At 74.5% G+C, this 15,662-nt stretch carries 13 protein-coding genes; 4 read left to right on the top strand and 9 right to left on the bottom strand.

The features are described 5' to 3' along the window. Positions 1–15: 15 nt before the first annotated feature. Together ACZ5FU_RS31910 and ACZ5FU_RS31905 are read right to left on the bottom strand one after the other, a co-directional pair. On the bottom strand, positions 16–2,025 hold the full coding sequence (locus tag ACZ5FU_RS31910; RefSeq protein ID WP_469047609.1) for an IucA/IucC family protein: 2,010 nt from the start codon (positions 2,023–2,025) through the stop codon (positions 16–18). After that, entirely contained in the window at positions 2,022–3,422 is a 1,401-nt protein-coding gene (locus ACZ5FU_RS31905) for an aminotransferase class III-fold pyridoxal phosphate-dependent enzyme (RefSeq protein ID WP_451779731.1), read from the bottom strand. The genes ACZ5FU_RS31910 and ACZ5FU_RS31905 overlap by 4 nt, the downstream gene beginning before the upstream one ends. Before the next feature lie 479 nt (positions 3,423–3,901). Here ACZ5FU_RS31905 and ACZ5FU_RS31900 point away from each other — a divergent pair, with 479 nt between their 5' ends. Beyond that, positions 3,902–5,119 carry a trypsin-like serine peptidase gene (locus ACZ5FU_RS31900; protein ID WP_451527129.1) on the top strand — a complete coding sequence of 406 codons (1,218 nt, stop codon included), beginning with the start codon at positions 3,902–3,904 and terminating at the stop codon, positions 5,117–5,119. A gap of 67 nt (positions 5,120–5,186) precedes the next feature. Here the strand turns inward: ACZ5FU_RS31900 and hflX are convergent, their stop codons facing one another. The 4 genes from hflX to dapF form a co-directional block, all read right to left on the bottom strand. Next, positions 5,187–6,680, bottom strand: a complete 1,494-nt coding sequence (hflX, locus tag ACZ5FU_RS31895) for a GTPase HflX (protein WP_451527128.1) — start codon at positions 6,678–6,680, stop codon at positions 5,187–5,189. 134 nt (positions 6,681–6,814) lie between these two features. Then, a complete protein-coding gene (locus ACZ5FU_RS31890) occupies positions 6,815–8,407 on the bottom strand; it encodes a M1 family metallopeptidase (protein WP_469047607.1) in 1,593 nt (530 codons plus the stop codon). A gap of 108 nt (positions 8,408–8,515) precedes the next feature. Then, positions 8,516–10,720, bottom strand: coding sequence for a RelA/SpoT family protein (locus ACZ5FU_RS31885; protein ID WP_469047605.1), 2,205 nt, complete (start codon positions 10,718–10,720; stop codon positions 8,516–8,518). A 299-nt stretch (positions 10,721–11,019) separates the two neighbouring features. Next, positions 11,020–11,889 carry a diaminopimelate epimerase gene (gene dapF, locus ACZ5FU_RS31880; RefSeq protein WP_451527125.1) on the bottom strand — a complete coding sequence of 290 codons (870 nt, stop codon included), beginning with the start codon at positions 11,887–11,889 and terminating at the stop codon, positions 11,020–11,022. On the opposite strand from dapF, the gene ACZ5FU_RS31875 reads away from it, so the two are divergent. Further along, the gene (locus tag ACZ5FU_RS31875; RefSeq protein WP_469047603.1) at positions 11,882–12,043 is read left to right on the top strand and encodes a hypothetical protein; all 162 of its coding nucleotides are present in this window, start codon (positions 11,882–11,884) and stop codon (positions 12,041–12,043) included. The two genes, dapF and ACZ5FU_RS31875, sit on opposite strands and share 8 nt — an antisense overlap. Positions 12,044–12,201: 158 nt before the next feature. Here ACZ5FU_RS31875 and ACZ5FU_RS31870 read toward each other — a convergent pair whose 3' ends face one another. Further along, positions 12,202–12,822, bottom strand: a complete 621-nt coding sequence (locus ACZ5FU_RS31870; RefSeq protein ID WP_451779792.1) for a hypothetical protein — start codon at positions 12,820–12,822, stop codon at positions 12,202–12,204. A 108-nt stretch (positions 12,823–12,930) separates the two neighbouring features. Further along, positions 12,931–13,869, bottom strand: a complete 939-nt coding sequence (miaA, locus tag ACZ5FU_RS31865) for a tRNA (adenosine(37)-N6)-dimethylallyltransferase MiaA (protein ID WP_451527123.1) — start codon at positions 13,867–13,869, stop codon at positions 12,931–12,933. 189 nt (positions 13,870–14,058) lie between these two features. Between miaA and ACZ5FU_RS31860 the strand changes: the two genes are divergently transcribed. Together ACZ5FU_RS31860 and ACZ5FU_RS31855 are read left to right on the top strand one after the other, a co-directional pair. Beyond that, complete coding sequence (locus ACZ5FU_RS31860) at positions 14,059–14,346, top strand: hypothetical protein (protein ID WP_469047601.1); 288 nt, start codon at positions 14,059–14,061, stop codon at positions 14,344–14,346. Between the two features lie 24 nt (positions 14,347–14,370). Next, complete coding sequence (locus ACZ5FU_RS31855; protein ID WP_451527121.1) at positions 14,371–14,655, top strand: antitoxin; 285 nt, start codon at positions 14,371–14,373, stop codon at positions 14,653–14,655. A gap of 178 nt (positions 14,656–14,833) precedes the next feature. Here the strand turns inward: ACZ5FU_RS31855 and ACZ5FU_RS31850 are convergent, their stop codons facing one another. Then, positions 14,834–15,571 carry a class III extradiol dioxygenase subunit B-like domain-containing protein gene (locus ACZ5FU_RS31850; RefSeq protein ID WP_469047599.1) on the bottom strand — a complete coding sequence of 246 codons (738 nt, stop codon included), beginning with the start codon at positions 15,569–15,571 and terminating at the stop codon, positions 14,834–14,836. Between the last annotated feature and the right edge of the window lie 91 nt (positions 15,572–15,662).

Below are 15,662 nucleotides of genomic sequence, written 5' to 3'. Positions count from 1 at the left end.
CTCGGGAAGCGGGGTTCAACGGTGCAGGGGATTGGCGATGGTGACGTAGACGGACTGGGTGTCGACCGGGCCGACGAGTTCGTCCAGGCCGTGGAGGCGGGTGAGGAGGTTGGCCTTGCAGCGCAGGTGCGGTGAGTCGAGCAGCCGGGCGGGCAGCGGACTCCGCGTCCGGACGGGAGCGGTGCGTGAGCCGGCGCCGGCGTCCGCACGGGTTTCGGCGTCGGCGTCGGCGTCGGCAGCCGTGAGGAAGCGCCGGAAGGCGGCGAGCAGCATGCGTTCGTCGGCGAGCCGCTGGGAGCCGAAGGCGCCGACGAGTCCCAGTACGTTGTTGACGCCGAGATAGTAGGCGAAGCGCTCGTCGGCGACCTCGTCCGGGACGAAGGTGTCGCCGGCCTCGCCGACGCCGGGCAACCGGGCGTCCAGGTCCGCGCGGCGGGACTCGCGGAAGTAGTAGCCCTGGTTGTCGCGGTAGCGTCCGCCGGTCGGCCAGCCGTCGGGATCCAGCAGCACCAGGGTGTTCTGCTGGTGCGCCTCCAGCGCGATCCCCGCCTCGCCGTCGAGCCACAGCACGGGGCGGACGACCCGCTCCAGGTAGCGCAGGAACCACTCGGCGGCCACGGTCTCGCGCGGCCGGCCCGTCGCGGCGGCGAGCCGCCCGACGAGCGCCGCGAGCCGGGAGGACGCGGGACCGCCGTCCTCCGCCCGACGCGGGTCGGGGCGGGGCGCGACGAGTCCGGCGAGGCAGGAGACGTCGTCGGCCGGGGCGAACGGATTGTGCCGGATCACCACGTCGAGCCCGGTCACCGCACGCCCCCGCGCCCCGTCCACGCCGAGCCAGGCCGGGTCCCGGACGATGTCGAAGCCCGGGTGGGCCGCCCGCCACCGCTCGCCCAGGCCGGTGCGCAGCAGGCGGTGGACCTCGACCCCGCGGTGCAGTTCCTTGCGGAGGTTCTCACGGCGGGAGTTGGTGATGCGCAGGCCCAGGGAGAGCTTGAGCATCGCCGGTGCGCCGGAGCGGTGAACGGTGCGCACGGAGGAGGTCGGGTGCCACGGGGGGCCGTGGGCGCCGAGGTCCCGGAGCAGACCGGCGTCGAGCAGGGCGGCGACCTCGGGACGGTGGCGGGCCTCGCGAAGCTGCCAGGGGTGCACGGGCAGGGCGGCGTACCCGTCGGGCAGCGGCAGGAGGGTTCCGGCGAGCCGCGCCGCCAGCTCCGGTGCGGGGACGGGGCGGCCGCGCTCGGTCCAGGCGGAGTCGGCGGCCAGCAGGCGGGGGGCGACGGCCAGCCAGCGCAGGGGGAAGGAACCGTGCGCCTCGGGTGAGTACAGCCGGGTCTCCGCGTCGGAGAGGCCCTCACGGCTCTTGGGGGCCGGATGCAGCGGGTGACCGAGCGTCAGGGCCTGCTCGGCCGAGAGGAAGAGGTCGGCCCGCTCCGCGGGGCGCCGCGGAGCCGCGGGGCCTTCCTCCCGCGCGCGGTGTTCCCGGTGCGTGCCGATGAAGGTGGCCGTGCGGCGGACGGAGTCGGCGACCCGGGCGACGAGGTCGTCGTCCCCCGCCGCGCCCCCGGGCACCGTGTCCTCCGCGCGGAGGGCTCCGCCGGGCGCGGCCCCGGGCACCGGACCGGGATCACGCCCGGTCCCTCCACCGGGCACGGCCCCGGGCGCCGCACCGGGCCCGGTGGGCACCTCGCGGCCGAGCAGGGCCGCGAGCACGACCGCGTCCACGGGCGCGGAGTGCTCGGGGGCGCCGGCCGGCCGCGGAGGCCCGAACCGGTGCCAGCCGGTGGGCGACCAGTAGCGCACGGGGACGAGGAGCGCGGTGCCGGTGGCGGGCAGCGGGATCCGCAGGACACCGTCCTCGGGGGCGGGCAGGCCGGTCTCGCGCACCCAGCAGCGCAGCAGGTTCTCCACCGCCGCCGCCTGGGCGGCCCGACGGGGGTCGGGGTGGTGCAGCGGGTCGGCCGCGGTGCCGTGCTGCCCGCGGGGGGCCGGGATGACCGATGTGGGCGACGGGGGCGGGGTGTTCACGGTCGTTCCTTCGCTCGTGTGCGGGCCACGGCGTGCACCGCGTCCGAGAATCGGTCGATCACGGCCGCCGCCTGTTCGTCGGTGATCGTGAGGGGCGGCAGCAGGCGTACGACGCTCGCGCGGCATCCGGCCAGTCCGACGATCAGGCCGCGGCTCAGGCACTCCCGCCGGACGGCGGCGGCCAGTCCGGGCGACGCGGGAGGAGTCCCGCGGGCGGCGGCGCCGTGTCCCCGCGGGTTCCCCTCCGGGTCGACCATCTCCACCCCGATCATCAGGCCCCGCCCGTGGACGTCCCCGACGCACGGGAAGTCGTCCGCCAGGCGACGGAGCCGGCGCAGGAGGCGGTCGCCCAGGACGGCCGCGCGCCCGGCGAGGCCGTGGGCGCGGACATGGGCGAGGGCGGCCGTGCCGGCGGCCAGGGCGAGCCGGTTGCCGCGGAACGCGTCCGCGCGGGTACCGGGTTCCCGGACGTCGAGGTCGTCCCGGTGCACGATCACGGCCAGGGGCAGACCGCCGCCGACGGCCTTGGACAGGACCATCACATCGGGGGTGACGCCACTGTGTCCGACGGCCCAGAAGGCACCGGTCCGTCCGACGCCCGTCCGGGTCTCGTCGGCGATCAGGGGGATCGACCGGTCGGCCGTGACACGGCGCACGCGGCGCATCCAGGCGTCCGGCACGGGGCTCACGCCTCCCTCTCCCTGGACGGGTTCGAGGATCAGCGCCGCCGGCGGGGGCGCGCCCGGCTCGGGGCCGTCGAGGACCGACTCGGCGCGGCGGCCGGCGAGTTCGGCGCCGGCTTCGTCCCCGGCGCCGGAGGGACAGCGGTGATCCCGGGGAAGGGACAGCCGCCTCACCCGTACGGCCGGGTCGCCGCCGAAGGCCTGGAGGGAGCCCGCGGTCGTCGCGTGGTGGGCGCCGGTGAACGCCAGGACTCCGGTACGGCCCGTGGCGGCCCGGACCAGTTCGAGCGCGGCCGCCACGGCGTCCGAGCGGGCCGGCCCGCAGAACCGCACGCGCGCGCGGCCGGCCAGTCCCGGCGGCAGGGTGGGGAACAGTTCGGTGACGAAGGCGTCCTCGAGCGACGTGGCGAGATCGGGGACGCGCGGCGGGGCGCCCGGGTCGGGGACCTTGCGGACCGCCTCCAGGACGACGGGGTGGTTGTGGCCGAGCGCGAGGGCGCCGGCGCCCGAGACGCAGTCGAGGTAGCGGCGGCCGTCGGCGCCCTCGACGGTCAGCCCCCGGGCCCGGACCGGCACGACCGGCAGCAGGGCCCGGACGTGGGTCCACACCGCCGATTCGCGTGCCGGCCGCCCGCGCGGGGCGCTCTCCCGGACGGGGCCTCCACGCACGGGGCCGCCGAGCGCGGGGGTGCCGCACGGGGGGATGTCGCGCACGGGGGCCTCCTCGCCGGCCGGGCTCCCGCGCACCGAGGCCCCCACGGCGGTCCCCCCGTCGGCATCACGTCCCGCGGACGTCTCCACCGGCACTGGCTGCGTCACGGCCACGCTTTCCTGTCCTCCCGCTGTCCACAGGCGAGTCGGTGCGCGCGGGACTCCCCCCGCCGGGTCCCGGCCGGTGCGCCGGGGCGGCGCCGCCGCGTCCTCGGGGGATTCCCGCCGGGAGGGCCGCGCACGGACCGCCGCCCCACGGCTACCAACCGCCGACGGTCCTCCGGGTTACGGGTTGCCTCAAGATCCTTGCCGTGACGGAACCGTTGCTGTTCCGTCGGCAGTCCCCCACAGCGAACGCATATCGTGTGGTGCCGTCCCACCCGGCCGTGGGACCCGCCCCGAACCAGGCACGAGAGAAAGCCGAGTTCAGCGGTGCGCACGGCCACCGCGCCACGTTCCTTGACACCACGGGGAGTCACACCATGCGATCCATACGGCCGTCCTTCATCGCCCGGCGGGGGAGGAACGCCTCGCGCGGAGTCTCCCCCGCGCTGGGTGCCGTCGCCCTGGCCTCGGTGCTCGCCCTCACCGCGACCGCCTGCGACTCGGGCGGCACCGACGCCCAGGCCGGCGCCTCCGCCTCGGCGGCGGGCGACGGGAAGATCACGATCCCGGACGACATCAAGGACCGGCTCAAGGAACACGGGATCGATCTGGACAAGTGGAAGAACGGCGCCTGGAAGAACTGGGACAGGGACGACTGGCTGCGCGAGGCGCAGGACTACATCAACCCGGTCATCAAGGGCCTGTGGGACCCGGACCGGATGCGTGAGGCGGAGGACCCGGACCGCGGCGTCGACGAGAACGACCTCTCCGACGACCAGGGGGTGACCGACCCCGAGCCGGCGGCGGTGGACGCGGCGGCCGTGCCGACCGCCTACCACGCCAACGCCCCCGAGGCGGGCAAGGTGTTCTTCGACTCCCCCGAGGGCACGATGGTCTGCTCGGCCACGGTCGTGCAGGACCCGGCCCACCCGGGCAAGTCCAACCTGGTGTGGACGGCGGGCCACTGCGTGCACGCCGGCAAGAAGGGCGGCTGGTACCGCAACATCGCCTTCGTGCCGTCGTACAACGACTCGGGCATGTCGGCCGCGAAGCTGCGGACGGCGACCAAGGAGGAGGTGGCGCCGTACGGGGTCTGGTGGGGCGACTGGGCGCAGACGTCCGACCAGTGGATCGGGCAGGGCGGGCAGACCGGCGGTGACGGCGCCTCGTACGACTTCGCCGTCATCCATGTGACGCCCGAGGAGGGCGGCTCCGGCAAGTCGCTGGAGGAGACGGTCGGTTCGGCGCTGCCGGTGGACTTCGCGGCCCCGGCGGTGGCCGAGGTGAAGAGCGTCACCGCGACCGGCTACCCGGCGGCGGCGCCGTACGACGGGCAGGCGCTGTACGAGTGCCAGGACAAGCCCGGGCGGCTGTCGCTCAACGGCACCGACCCGACGATGTACCGCATCGGGTGCACGATGACCGGTGGTTCGTCCGGCGGCGGGTGGGTGGCCGCGGGCTCGGACGGCAAGCCCGCGCTGGTGTCCAACACCTCGATCGGCCCGGTGGACGCCGGCTGGCTCGCGGGGCCGCGGCTGGGTGAGGTGGCCAAGAGCGTGTACGACTCGGTGAGCAAGAAGTTCGCCGGCCGGTAGGCCGGCGCACGACGAAGGCCCGCCCCCCGCGACGAGCGGGAGGCGGGCCTTCGTGCGGACCGACGCGTCAGAGAAGCGACGCGGGGACGTACGGCGCGAGATCCGCCGCCAGTTCCTCGTGCACCCGCGCCTTCAGCAGGGTGCCCTCCGCCGTGTGCTCCTCGGAGATCACCTCGCCCTCGGCGTGGGCGCGCGCGACCAGCTTGCCGTGGGTGTACGGCACGAGGGCCTCGACCTCGACGGACGGCCTGGGCAGCTCGTCGTCGATGAGCGCCAGGAGTTCGTCGATGCCCTGGCCGGTGCGGGCCGAGACGGCGATGGAGTGCTTCTCGTTGCGCATGAGCCGCTGGAGCGTGAGCGGGTCGGCCGCGTCGGCCTTGTTGATCACGACGATCTCGGGCACGTCGGTGGCGCCGACGTCCCTGATCACCTCGCGCACGGCGGCGAGCTGCTCCTCCGGGGCCGGGTGCGAGCCGTCCACCACGTGCAGGATCAGGTCGGACTCGCCGACCTCCTCCATGGTGGAGCGGAACGCCTCGACCAGGTGGTGCGGAAGGTGGCGGACGAATCCGACGGTGTCCGCCAGCGTGTAGAGCCGGCCGCTCGGGGTCTCGGCCCGGCGCACGGTCGGGTCGAGGGTCGCGAACAGGGCGTTCTCGACCAGTACGCCCGCGCCCGTGAGCCGGTTGAGCAGCGAGGACTTGCCGGCGTTGGTGTAGCCGGCGATGGCGACCGAGGGCACCTTGTGGCGCTTGCGCTCCTGGCGCTTGATCTCGCGCCCGGTCTTCATCTCCGCGATCTCCCGGCGCATCTTCGCCATCTTCTCGCGGATCCGGCGCCGGTCCGTCTCGATCTTGGTCTCACCGGGACCACGGGTGGCGAGACCGCCGCCCTTGCCGCCGCCCATCTGACGGGACAGCGACTGGCCCCAGCCGCGCAGCCTCGGCAGCATGTACTGCATCTGCGCGAGGGCGACCTGTGCCTTGCCCTCTCGGGACTTGGCGTGCTGGGCGAAGATGTCGAGGATCAGGGCCGTGCGGTCGATGACCTTGACCTTGACGACGTCCTCGAGGTGGATCAGCTGGCCCGGGCTCAGCTCACCGTCGCAGATGACGGTGTCCGCGCCGGTCTCGAGGACGATGTCGCGCAGTTCCTCGGCCTTGCCGGAACCGATGTAGGTGGCGGCGTCGGGCTTGTCGCGGCGCTGGATCACGCCGTCGAGCACGAGCGCGCCCGCGGTCTCCGCGAGGGCGGCCAGCTCGGCGAGGGAGTTGTCCGCGTCCTGTGCGGTCCCCGAGGTCCAGACGCCGACGAGCACGACCCGCTCCAGGCGGAGCTGACGGTACTCGACCTCGGTGACGTCCTCGAGTTCGGTGGAGAGACCGGCGACGCGGCGCAGGGCCGCCCGCTCGGAGCGGTCGAACTGGTCGCCGTCCCGCTCTCCGTCGGTGTCGAGGCTCCAGGCGACGTCCTCTTCCATCAGGGCATCGGCCCGAAGACCTTCGGGATAGGCGTGCGCGAGGCGCTTGGTGTCCTGGGAAGGGGAAGAAGAGGAGGTCATTGGGTCCTTACGTCGTTGGGGATGCCGGTTCGGCGGTCATAATGCACAACGCACGAGCGGTCCGGGAGATTCCCGCGTCCCGTGCCCTGCCGACCTGTCGATGGTCGCACGGTACGGCCCGTCTCGTCATTGCCTTATTCACGGGCCCCGGCGACAGGTCCGGGATCCTTGACGGCAGGCGCGGAGACCTCGGCCGCGGGGGCGGAGGCCGCGGGGGCGGAGGCCGCGGGGGCGACCGGCTTCCACTCCGGGTGGCCGGGCATCGGCGGGGTCTTCTCGTCGTACAGCCAGTGCTGGAAGAAGCCGCCGAGGTCACGGCCGGAGACCCGGGTGGCGAGGCGGACGAAGTCGGCCGTGCCCGCGGTGGCGTCGCGGTGGTCCCCCAGCCAGCTCCTTTCCAGCCGGTCGAAGGCTTCCCCGCCGATCTCCTGGCGCAGGGCGAAGAGCACCAGGGCCGCGCCGTCGTAGACGTTGGGGCGGAAGATGCCGATCTTCTGCCCGGGCTTCGGCGGCTTGGGGGCGCCGGGCGGGCCGCCGGCCGTGCGCCAGCGGTCGGAGGCGCCGTACGCCGCCTTCATGCGGTCCTGAAGGGGGCGGTCGGCCTTCTCCTGCGCGTACAGGGCCTCGTACCAGGTGGCGTGGCCCTCGTTGAGCCAGAGGTCGGACCATGTGCGCGGGCTGACGCTGTCGCCGAACCACTGGTGGGCCAGCTCGTGCACCATGACCGACTCGACGTACCACGCGGGGTAGGCGGGTTCGGTGAACAGTCCCTTCTCGAAGAGGGAGAGGGTCTGCGTCTCCAGTTCGAAGCCGGTGGCGGTGTCGGCGACGAGCAAGCCGTACGTCTCGAAGGGGTAGGGACCGACCTTGCCCTCCATCCAGGCGATCTGGCCGGGGGTCTTGCGCAGCCAGGGTTCGAGGGCCTCGCGGTCCTTGGCGGGGACGACGTCCCGGACGGGCAGTCCGCGCGGTCCCTCGCGGTGCAGGACCGCGGAGCGCCCGATGGAGACCTGGGCGAGTTCGGTGGCCATCGGGTGCAGGGTGCGGTACGTCCACGTCGTCGCGCCGCCCGCCCGGTGGACGCCGGCGGGCAACCCGTTGGCGACCGCCGTGTGACCGTCGGGCGCGGTGACGCGGACGGTGAACACGGCCTTGTCGGAGGGGTGGTCGTTGCACGGGAACACCAGGTGGGCGGCGTCGGCCTGGTTGGCCATGGCGAGGCCGTCCGCGGTCCGGATCCAGCCGCCGTCCCGGCCGCCGGCGCTCACCGGATCGCTGGTGTGACGCACGGTGACGCGCATCCGGTCGCCGCGGGGCAGCGGGTGCGCCGGCGTGATCACCAGGTCCTCGCCGGCGGTGGCGAAGCCGGCGGGCTCCCCGTCGACCTCGACGGAGCGGACCTCGCCGTGCGCGAAGTCCAGGTTGATCCGCTCCAGGGCGTCGGTGGTACGGCCGTCGATCGTGGTGACCGCCTGGAGCGGCCGGTCGTTGCTCCCGGAGTACGTGAGGGCCAGGTCGTACGACGTCACGTCGTAGCCGGGGTTGCCCAGGTGGGGGTAGAGGCGGTCGCCGACGCCGAGCGGGGTGGGCGGGGCGCCCGCGGCCACGAGGCAGACGGAGACGGCCGAGGCGAGGAGGGCGGAGGCGAGGCGGCGGGAGGGGGCGGTGCGGGGCCGGCGGGTGCCGGCGGCGTCCCGGTGGTCCCGGGCGCGGGGGGAGAGCAGCATGCACCACGGCTACCAGCGCGCCCCGCCCGCGCGGTGCCGACGCGCGACCGGCCCACCCGAACGGGTTGCGCACGCGCGCGTGCGGTGACGTGCGGGCCCGCGCCCGTCTCAGGAGAACGGCGTCCGGTGGTGCGCGCGTCCCACGTCGTACACGCCGGGGACGTCGCGCATGGCGCGGATGAGGGTGGGCAGCCGGGCGGCGTCGGGGAGCTGGACGGTGTAGGTGTGGCGCACCCGCTGCCGGCTGGGGGGTTCGACGGTCGCGGAGACGATCTCGGCGCCCTCCAGGGCCATGGCCTCGGTGAGATCGGCGAGCAGGTGGGGACGGCCGAACGATTCGGCGAACAGGGTGACCCGGCACTCGGTGGTGTCCCCCCAGCGCACGTCGACCGCCGCGCGCCCCGCTCCCGTCATGCGCGCCACGGCGGCGCACTCCACCCGGTGCACGGTCACCACGCCGCCGCGTACGGCGAAGCCGGTGACCTCGTCGGCGGGTACGGGCGTGCAGCACCCGGCGAGCCGGACGCCGGCACCGGGCCGGTCGACGGCGGTGATCGCGGCGGCGGGGCGGGACGCGGGGGCCTCGGCCGCGGGGGCGTCCGGTGCGGGGCGGGCCGCGGCGCCGCCGGCCGGGGTCCGGGCCGGGCCGGTCTTCGCGCCGTCGGCCTCGGCGGGCGCGCCGTCCGTACCCGGGTGGGCCGCGAGCCATCGCTGGATGGCGATGCGGGCGGCGGGCGTGTGGGCGTGCTCCAGCCACTCCCTGGAGGGCTCGGAGGCGGGGTCCTGGCCCATGAGGAGCTGGACGCTGTCGCCGTCCCGCAGCACGGTGCTCAGGGTCGCCAGGCGGCCGTTGACGCGTGCCCCGAGGCAGGCGTGGGCGTCCTCGCCGTACTGCGCGTACGCGGCGTCCACGCAGGTGGCGCCCTCGGGCAGGCCAAGGGTTCCGCCGTCGGGACGGAAGACGGTGATCTCGCGGTCCTGGGCGAGGTCCTCGCGCAGGGTGGACCAGAACGTGTCCGGGTCGGGGGCCGCCTCCTGCCAGTCGAGGAGACGGGAGAGCCAGCCGGGGCGGGTGGGGTCGACGCGCTCGCCGTCGGACGCGCCCGGCTCCTCCGCCGGAGTGACGTAGGGGTTGCCGAGCGCGACGACCCCGGCCTCGGCGACCTTGTGCATCTGGTGGGTGCGGATGAGGACTTCGGCGACCTCGACGTCGGCGGAGGCGCCTTCGGAGGAGTCCGTCCGGGCCCGGGGGAGGGCGACGGCGGTGTGCAGCGACTGGTAGAGGTTGAACTTGGGTACGGCGATGAAGTCCTTGAACTCCGAGACCACGGGCGTCATGCAGGTGTGCAGTTCGCCGAGTACGGCGTAACAGTCGGCGTCCTCGTTGACCAGGACGAGCAGCCGGCCGAAGTCGGAGCCGCGCAGTCGTCGGCGTTTGCGGGCGGTGCGGTGCAGGGAGACGAGGTGCCGGGGTCTGATGAGGACTTCGGCCTGGATGTCGGCGTCGCGCAGCACCGCGCGCGTCGCGTCGGCGAACTCGGTGAGGGGGTCCTCCGCGCGTGAGGCGTTGTCGACGATCAGCCGGTGCGTGTGCTCGTACTCCTCGGGGTGCAGGATCGCGAAGACCAGGTCCTCCAGTTCGGTCTTCAGCGCCTGGACACCGAGGCGTTCGGCGAGCGGGATGAGGACGTCGCGGGTCACCTTGGCGATGCGCTCCTGCTTCTCGGGGCGCATCACGCCGAGGGTGCGCATGTTGTGCAGCCGGTCGGCGAGCTTGATGGACATCACGCGGACGTCGTTGCCGGTGGCGACGAGCATCTTGCGGAACGTCTCGGGTTCGGCGGCGGCGCCGTAGTCCACCTTCTCCAGCTTCGTCACGCCGTCGACGAGGTAGCGCACCTCGGCGCCGAACTCGGCGCCGACCTGATCGAGCGTCACGTCGGTGTCCTCCACGGTGTCGTGGAGCAGCGAGGCCGTCAACGTGGTGGTCTCCGCGCCGAGTTCGGCCAGGATGAGCGTCACGGCCAGCGGGTGCGTGATGTACGGCTCGCCGCTCTTGCGCATCTGGCCGCGGTGGGAGGACTCCGCGAGCACGTAGGCGCGGCGCAGTGGTTCGAGGTCGGCGTCCGGATGGTGGAAGCGGTGGGCCTCGACCACGTGGCCGATCGCGTCGGGCAGCCTGCCGCGGGAGGCGGGGCCGAGCAGGGCCGCCCGCCCCAGCCGGCGCAGGTCGATCCGGGGGCGGCTGCGCCTGCGGGGCGCGGCAGGCACTACCGGGCCTGGGGTCGCGGGGTTCGTGGCCTCCGCACTCATGGGCACCTCCGGCTGCGTGGACCGGCGGACGGGGTGCCCCAGGGCGGACACGGCTCAGGGGGCTGGCAACAGTCCCCCGTCCGGGCCGGTGCTTGATGCTACCGAGCCCATCACGCCCGACCGACCGCCTCTCGCCGAGCGTGAAACGGATCACCCATTCGAGCGAGTCCTTCGAGGTTTACGATTTCGCGCCGCACGACAGCGGGTCGGTCTTGATTTCGAACCCTCGGCCGTGAACCCGGCGGCGCTCCTGTGCGCGCCGGGCCGTCACGCCCTCCGATGCCAAGGGGCACCGTTCCTCAACGGGCGGCGTTTTCCAGCCACTCGGAGTCGATCTCGCCTTCGGCGACGATCACCGCGGGACCGGTCATCTCGATCTCGCCGTCGGGTCGCTCGGTGATGACGAGCCGTCCACCGGGGACATCCACGGTGTACGTCACCGGCGTGCCGGTGACGGACGGGTCGGTGCCGTCCCTGCGGGCGGCGGCCACGGCGACGGCGCACGCGCCCGTGCCGCAGGACCGGGTCTCGCCGGAGCCGCGCTCGTGCACGCGCAGCGCGACGTGCCGCGGGCCGCGGTCGACGACGAACTCGACGTTGACCCCGTCCGGGTAGGCGGAGGCGGGGCTGAAGGGGGGCGGGGCGTACAGGTCGCCCGCGTGCGCGAGGTCGTCGACGAAGGCGACGGCGTGCGGGTTGCCCATGTTCACGTTCCGCGCGGGCCAGCTGCGCCCGCCGACGGCGACCGTGACGTCGCCCTCGGGGAGGCGCGCCCGGCCCATGCCGACGGTGACGTCACCGTCCTTGGCGAGGTGCACGCTCCTCACGCCCGCACGCGTGGCGATCGCGAGGTCGCCCTCGGGGACGAGGCCGGCGTGGCGGAGGTAGCGGGCGAAGACCCGGACCCCGTTGCCGCACATCTCGGCGATCGAGCCGTCGCCGTTGCGGTAGTCCATGAACCACTCGGCCTCGGCCGCCAGGTCCTTCGCCTCCGGGTGCGCGGCGGAGCGCACGACGTGCAGCAGTCCGTCGCCGCCGATGCCCGCGCGGCGGTCGCACAGGGCGGCGACGGCGGCCGGGGAGAGGTCGATGGCGTTCTCGGGGTCCGGGACGATCACGAAGTCGTTCTCGGTGCCGTGCCCCTTGAGGAAGGCGATCCGCGTGCTCATCCCTCGATCGTACGGGGTGGGCACGAAGGCCCCGCGCGGCGGCGACGGGGGAGGCCCCCACCGCGTCGACGCCCTCTTCCGCCTCGCAGCCGCACGCACCGGCCTTCCCTCACCGGCCGGCCGCGTCACCGGCCTGCCGGGGCAGCACGCCTAGGGTCTTTCGTTTGGATCGGGCCGGATCAGGGAGCGGGGTCCGGTGCCGTGCCTCGCAAGGCGGAGGAGGGAGTCAGGGCGGAGCCCTGGCGACCGACGACAACGCGGCGAGGTGCGGTGCCGGGGCCTGCGAGCCCGGCCTGATCCAAACGAGAGGCCCTAGCGCAGCCGGGCGACTCGCAGGACGGCCAGCATCACGACCGTGGCGACCAGGACGACGTAGGCGAGGACGACGCGCCAGTCGGGCCGGCGGCCGGAGCCGCGCTGCGGCAGGCCGGGCCAGGTGTGTCCGACGCGACGGGCGGCCATCATTCCCCAGCCGGCCGCACAGGAGCAGATCAGCAGGCCCAGCATGGCGATCACGGCGCCGCTGTCGCCGAAGTCGAAGGCGAGCGGGAAGGCGAACATCAGGGAGCCCGTCGCGGCCAGGGCGACGATGGGGGCGAGCTGCCAGATCCGCAGCCTTCGCTGGGGACGCAGCTCGACCTCGACCTCCGGGCCGCCGGCGAACATCTCCTCCGGCTCGGGACCGTCGGCGGTCACGCCGCCTTCGGCCTCGTCCGTGTCGTCGATGTCGTCGACGGCGTCCACGGCGTCGGCGTCCAGGCCGTCCGCGGCATCGATGTCACCCACGGCGTCGACGCCGTCCGCGCCGCCGTCCGGGCGCTCGGGACCGTCCGGTCCCGCGGGACCCGGACGGCCGTCCTCCGGCTCCGGTTCGCCGTGCTCGCCGGTGGCGTGCCCGGTGCCTTGTGCGGTGTCACGAGGGCCGGCCTCCATCGCCACGCGCCCTCCCCACTCGGACTCCACTTGGTCGATCGAAGCTCGATGATGGCACGGTGCCGCGGGCCCGGATGACGGCCTGAGCGTCCCGATGCCATGACGTGATCAGGCTGTGACCGGTCGTTCGACCAAGGCCAGCGCCAGCCGGGGAAGTTCCGTGCGGTCCGCCGCGGCCCCACTCAACCAGTGCACCCGCGGATCCCGCCGGAACCAGGAATCCTGACGGCGCGCGAAGCGTTTGGTGGCACGGACCGTCTCCGCCCGCGCCTCGTCCTCGGTGCACTCGCCGGCCAGTGCCGCGAGGACCTGCTGGTAGCCGAGCGCGCGGGAGGCGGTGCGCCCCTCGCGCAGGCCTCGCGCCTCCAGCGCGCGCACCTCGTCCACGAGCCCCGCGTCCCACATCCGGTCGACCCGCCGGGCGATGCGCTCGTCGAGTTCGGGCCTGGCCACGTCCACGCCGATCTGGACCGTGTCGTAGACGGAGTCGTGGCCCGGGAGATTGGCCGTGAAGGGCTTCCCGGTGATCTCGATCACTTCGAGGGCGCGGACGATGCGGCGGCCGTTGCTCGGCAGGATCGCCTGCGCCGCCTCCGGGTCGGCGGCCGCCAGGCGGGCGTGCAGGGCGCCGGAGCCGCGCAGTGTCAGTTCCTCCTCCAGCCGGGCCCGCACCTCGGGGTCGGTACCGGGGAACTCCAGGTTGTCGACGGCGCCGCGGACGTACAGCCCGGAGCCGCCGACGAGGACCGGCCAGCGGCCCTCGGCGAGCAGGGCGTCGATGCGGGCCCGGGCCAGGCGCTGGTACTCGGCGACCGAGGCGGTGACGGTGACGTCCCAGACGTCGAGGAGGTGGTGCGGGACGCCGCCGCGCTCCTCGGGCGTCAGTTTGGCCGTGCCGATGTCCATCCCTCGGTACAGCTGCATGGAGTCGGCGTTGACGACCTCGCCGCCGAGCCGCCGAGCCAGAAAGACGCCCAGATCGGACTTTCCGGCCGCGGTCGGTCCGACGACGGCGATGACCCGGGGGGTGGGGGGTGCGCTGCTCACCGCACCAGTCTCCCAAACGTCGCCCCGTGCCCTCGAACGAGTGAGGTGACAGGACTCGCCCCGGGGCGTTGCCCGTTGCGAGATTTCCGTCGCCGTTCACGGGGCGGCGTAACCGGTGACGCGAACGGACGCACCGGGCGACGCGGGATTTCGCCCGCACGAGTACCGTATGGAGTGAATATGGGCGTCATGGCACGTTTTTTCCGCAGGCCGAAGGCCGCGCGGGAAGCGCCCCCGGAGGAAGCGGTCGCGGACGGCGCCGTCACGGAGGAGCCGGTCACGGACGCCGCGGTCATCGAGGAAGCGGTCGCGCGGAAGGCGACCGCACCGGAGGCGACCACGGCCGGCGCACCGGCCGGTTCGTCCGAAAACGGCACCGGGGCGGAGGAATCCGCCGGGGACGAGGTCGGCATCCCGCGGCGGCAGTCGTCCGACGAGGCCGCCGACCGTGAGGCCGGCGAGAGCGCCCGTACCTGACGGACTCGCCAGAGAAGGTGGCCCATGGGTCTTCTGCACAATCTGAAGGTCAGGCTCAGCCCTGCCAAGGACAAGGTGTCCGGCCTCGCGCAGCAGCACGGGGACAAGATCCATCACGGGATCGACAAGGCCGCACACGTCGTCGACGAGAGGACGAAGGGCAAGTACTCGGGCAAGATCCATTCGGGCACCGGCAAGGCCAAGGGCGCCGTGGACCGGCTCGCGCACAAGGACGATCCGGGGGCGGGCGGCGACACGTTCACTCCCCCGACCACGCCTCCCCCGGGCACGCCTCCGCCGACGTCCTGAACGACGGCCGGCGCCGGCACGGCGGGAGCCGGACGGTCGCGGCGCGCGCACGCGGCCTTCCGCGCCCGCCGCCCCCGCGCGCCGGCACGGGTACGGCCGGGACCGCACCGGCCGGCCGCGCGTCCGGCGGCGGACGGAGCCACGACCGGGCCACGGCGGCGCGGCCGCACCGACCGGGCTAGGACCAGGCCGCGACCACGTACCCGACGCCGTACAGCGCGTCCTCGTACAGCAGGGTGCCGGACAGGCCGGCGTCCCGCGCCGCGCCCGCCAGCACCTGCCAGGGGGCCCGCCCCGCCGCCTTCAGCTCACGGGCCAGTCCGGCGTCGAGGGCCTCGAGGGCCGCGAGGTCGGCGGCGCCGAGCGCCCGCCCGGCCTCGGCGTCGAAGGGGGCCGCGCGCTCGTCCAGATAGCCCGGTGCCTTCAGCGTGCGGCAGGCGCTCGCGTCACCCATCACCAGGAGCGCGGTCCGGCCGGGCCAGGCGGCGATCTCCCGGCCTGCCTCGGCGCATCGCCCGGGCGGGAGGGACTCCTCCACGCCGAGACCCTCGACCGGGGCGTCCGGCAGGCCGGCCCGCTCCAGCAGCCAGGCGCCCACGGCCAGGGAGGGCGGCAGGTCGCGCCCGTACGCCACCTCCGCGCCCGTCCCACCGGGCCCCGCGCCCGTCCCGCCGAGCCGTACGGCGAGATCCACGCCGAAGCCGCGGAAGGAACCCGGCGTGCCCGCGGGATACGCGCCCCGCCCGGCCTCCCCCGTGGGGCCGATCACCACGACCCGGTCCGGCCGGGCGGCGGCGAGCACCGACAGCGCGTCCGAACAGGCGGTACGCGCGGCGTCCAGCTCGGGTGCGGCGCCCGCGGCCACCTCGGGCACGAGCAGGGGCGGACAGGGGCAGACTGCGGCGGCGACAAGCATGATCGGCAGGGTAACCCCGGGCCGCCGGCCCCGCGCGCGCCGGCACCGGTGTGGGCCGGCGCGGCGTGGTGCGGGCCGGGCGGAGCCCCGG

The sequence above is a fragment of the Streptomyces sp. NPDC031554 genome, assembly GCF_055580685.1.
This window is presented reverse-complemented; position numbering and strand designations above follow the sequence as displayed.

Excerpts from the sequence above, each read along its gene's own strand:
- ACZ5FU_RS31870 (WP_451779792.1), bottom strand. The coding sequence starts at position 12,822 with ATGGAGGCCGGCCCTCGTGACACCGCACAAGGCACCGGGCACGCCACC.
- dapF (WP_451527125.1), bottom strand. The coding sequence starts at position 11,889 with ATGAGCACGCGGATCGCCTTCCTCAAGGGGCACGGCACCGAGAACGAC.
- ACZ5FU_RS31855 (WP_451527121.1), top strand. The coding sequence starts at position 14,371 with ATGGGTCTTCTGCACAATCTGAAGGTCAGGCTCAGCCCTGCCAAGGAC.
- ACZ5FU_RS31900 (WP_451527129.1), top strand. The coding sequence starts at position 3,902 with ATGCGATCCATACGGCCGTCCTTCATCGCCCGGCGGGGGAGGAACGCC.
- hflX (WP_451527128.1), bottom strand. The coding sequence starts at position 6,680 with ATGACCTCCTCTTCTTCCCCTTCCCAGGACACCAAGCGCCTCGCGCAC.
- ACZ5FU_RS31860 (WP_469047601.1), top strand. The coding sequence starts at position 14,059 with ATGGCACGTTTTTTCCGCAGGCCGAAGGCCGCGCGGGAAGCGCCCCCG.
- ACZ5FU_RS31890 (WP_469047607.1), bottom strand. The coding sequence starts at position 8,407 with ATGCTGCTCTCCCCCCGCGCCCGGGACCACCGGGACGCCGCCGGCACC.
- ACZ5FU_RS31850 (WP_469047599.1), bottom strand. The coding sequence starts at position 15,571 with ATGCTTGTCGCCGCCGCAGTCTGCCCCTGTCCGCCCCTGCTCGTGCCC.
- ACZ5FU_RS31885 (WP_469047605.1), bottom strand. The coding sequence starts at position 10,720 with ATGAGTGCGGAGGCCACGAACCCCGCGACCCCAGGCCCGGTAGTGCCT.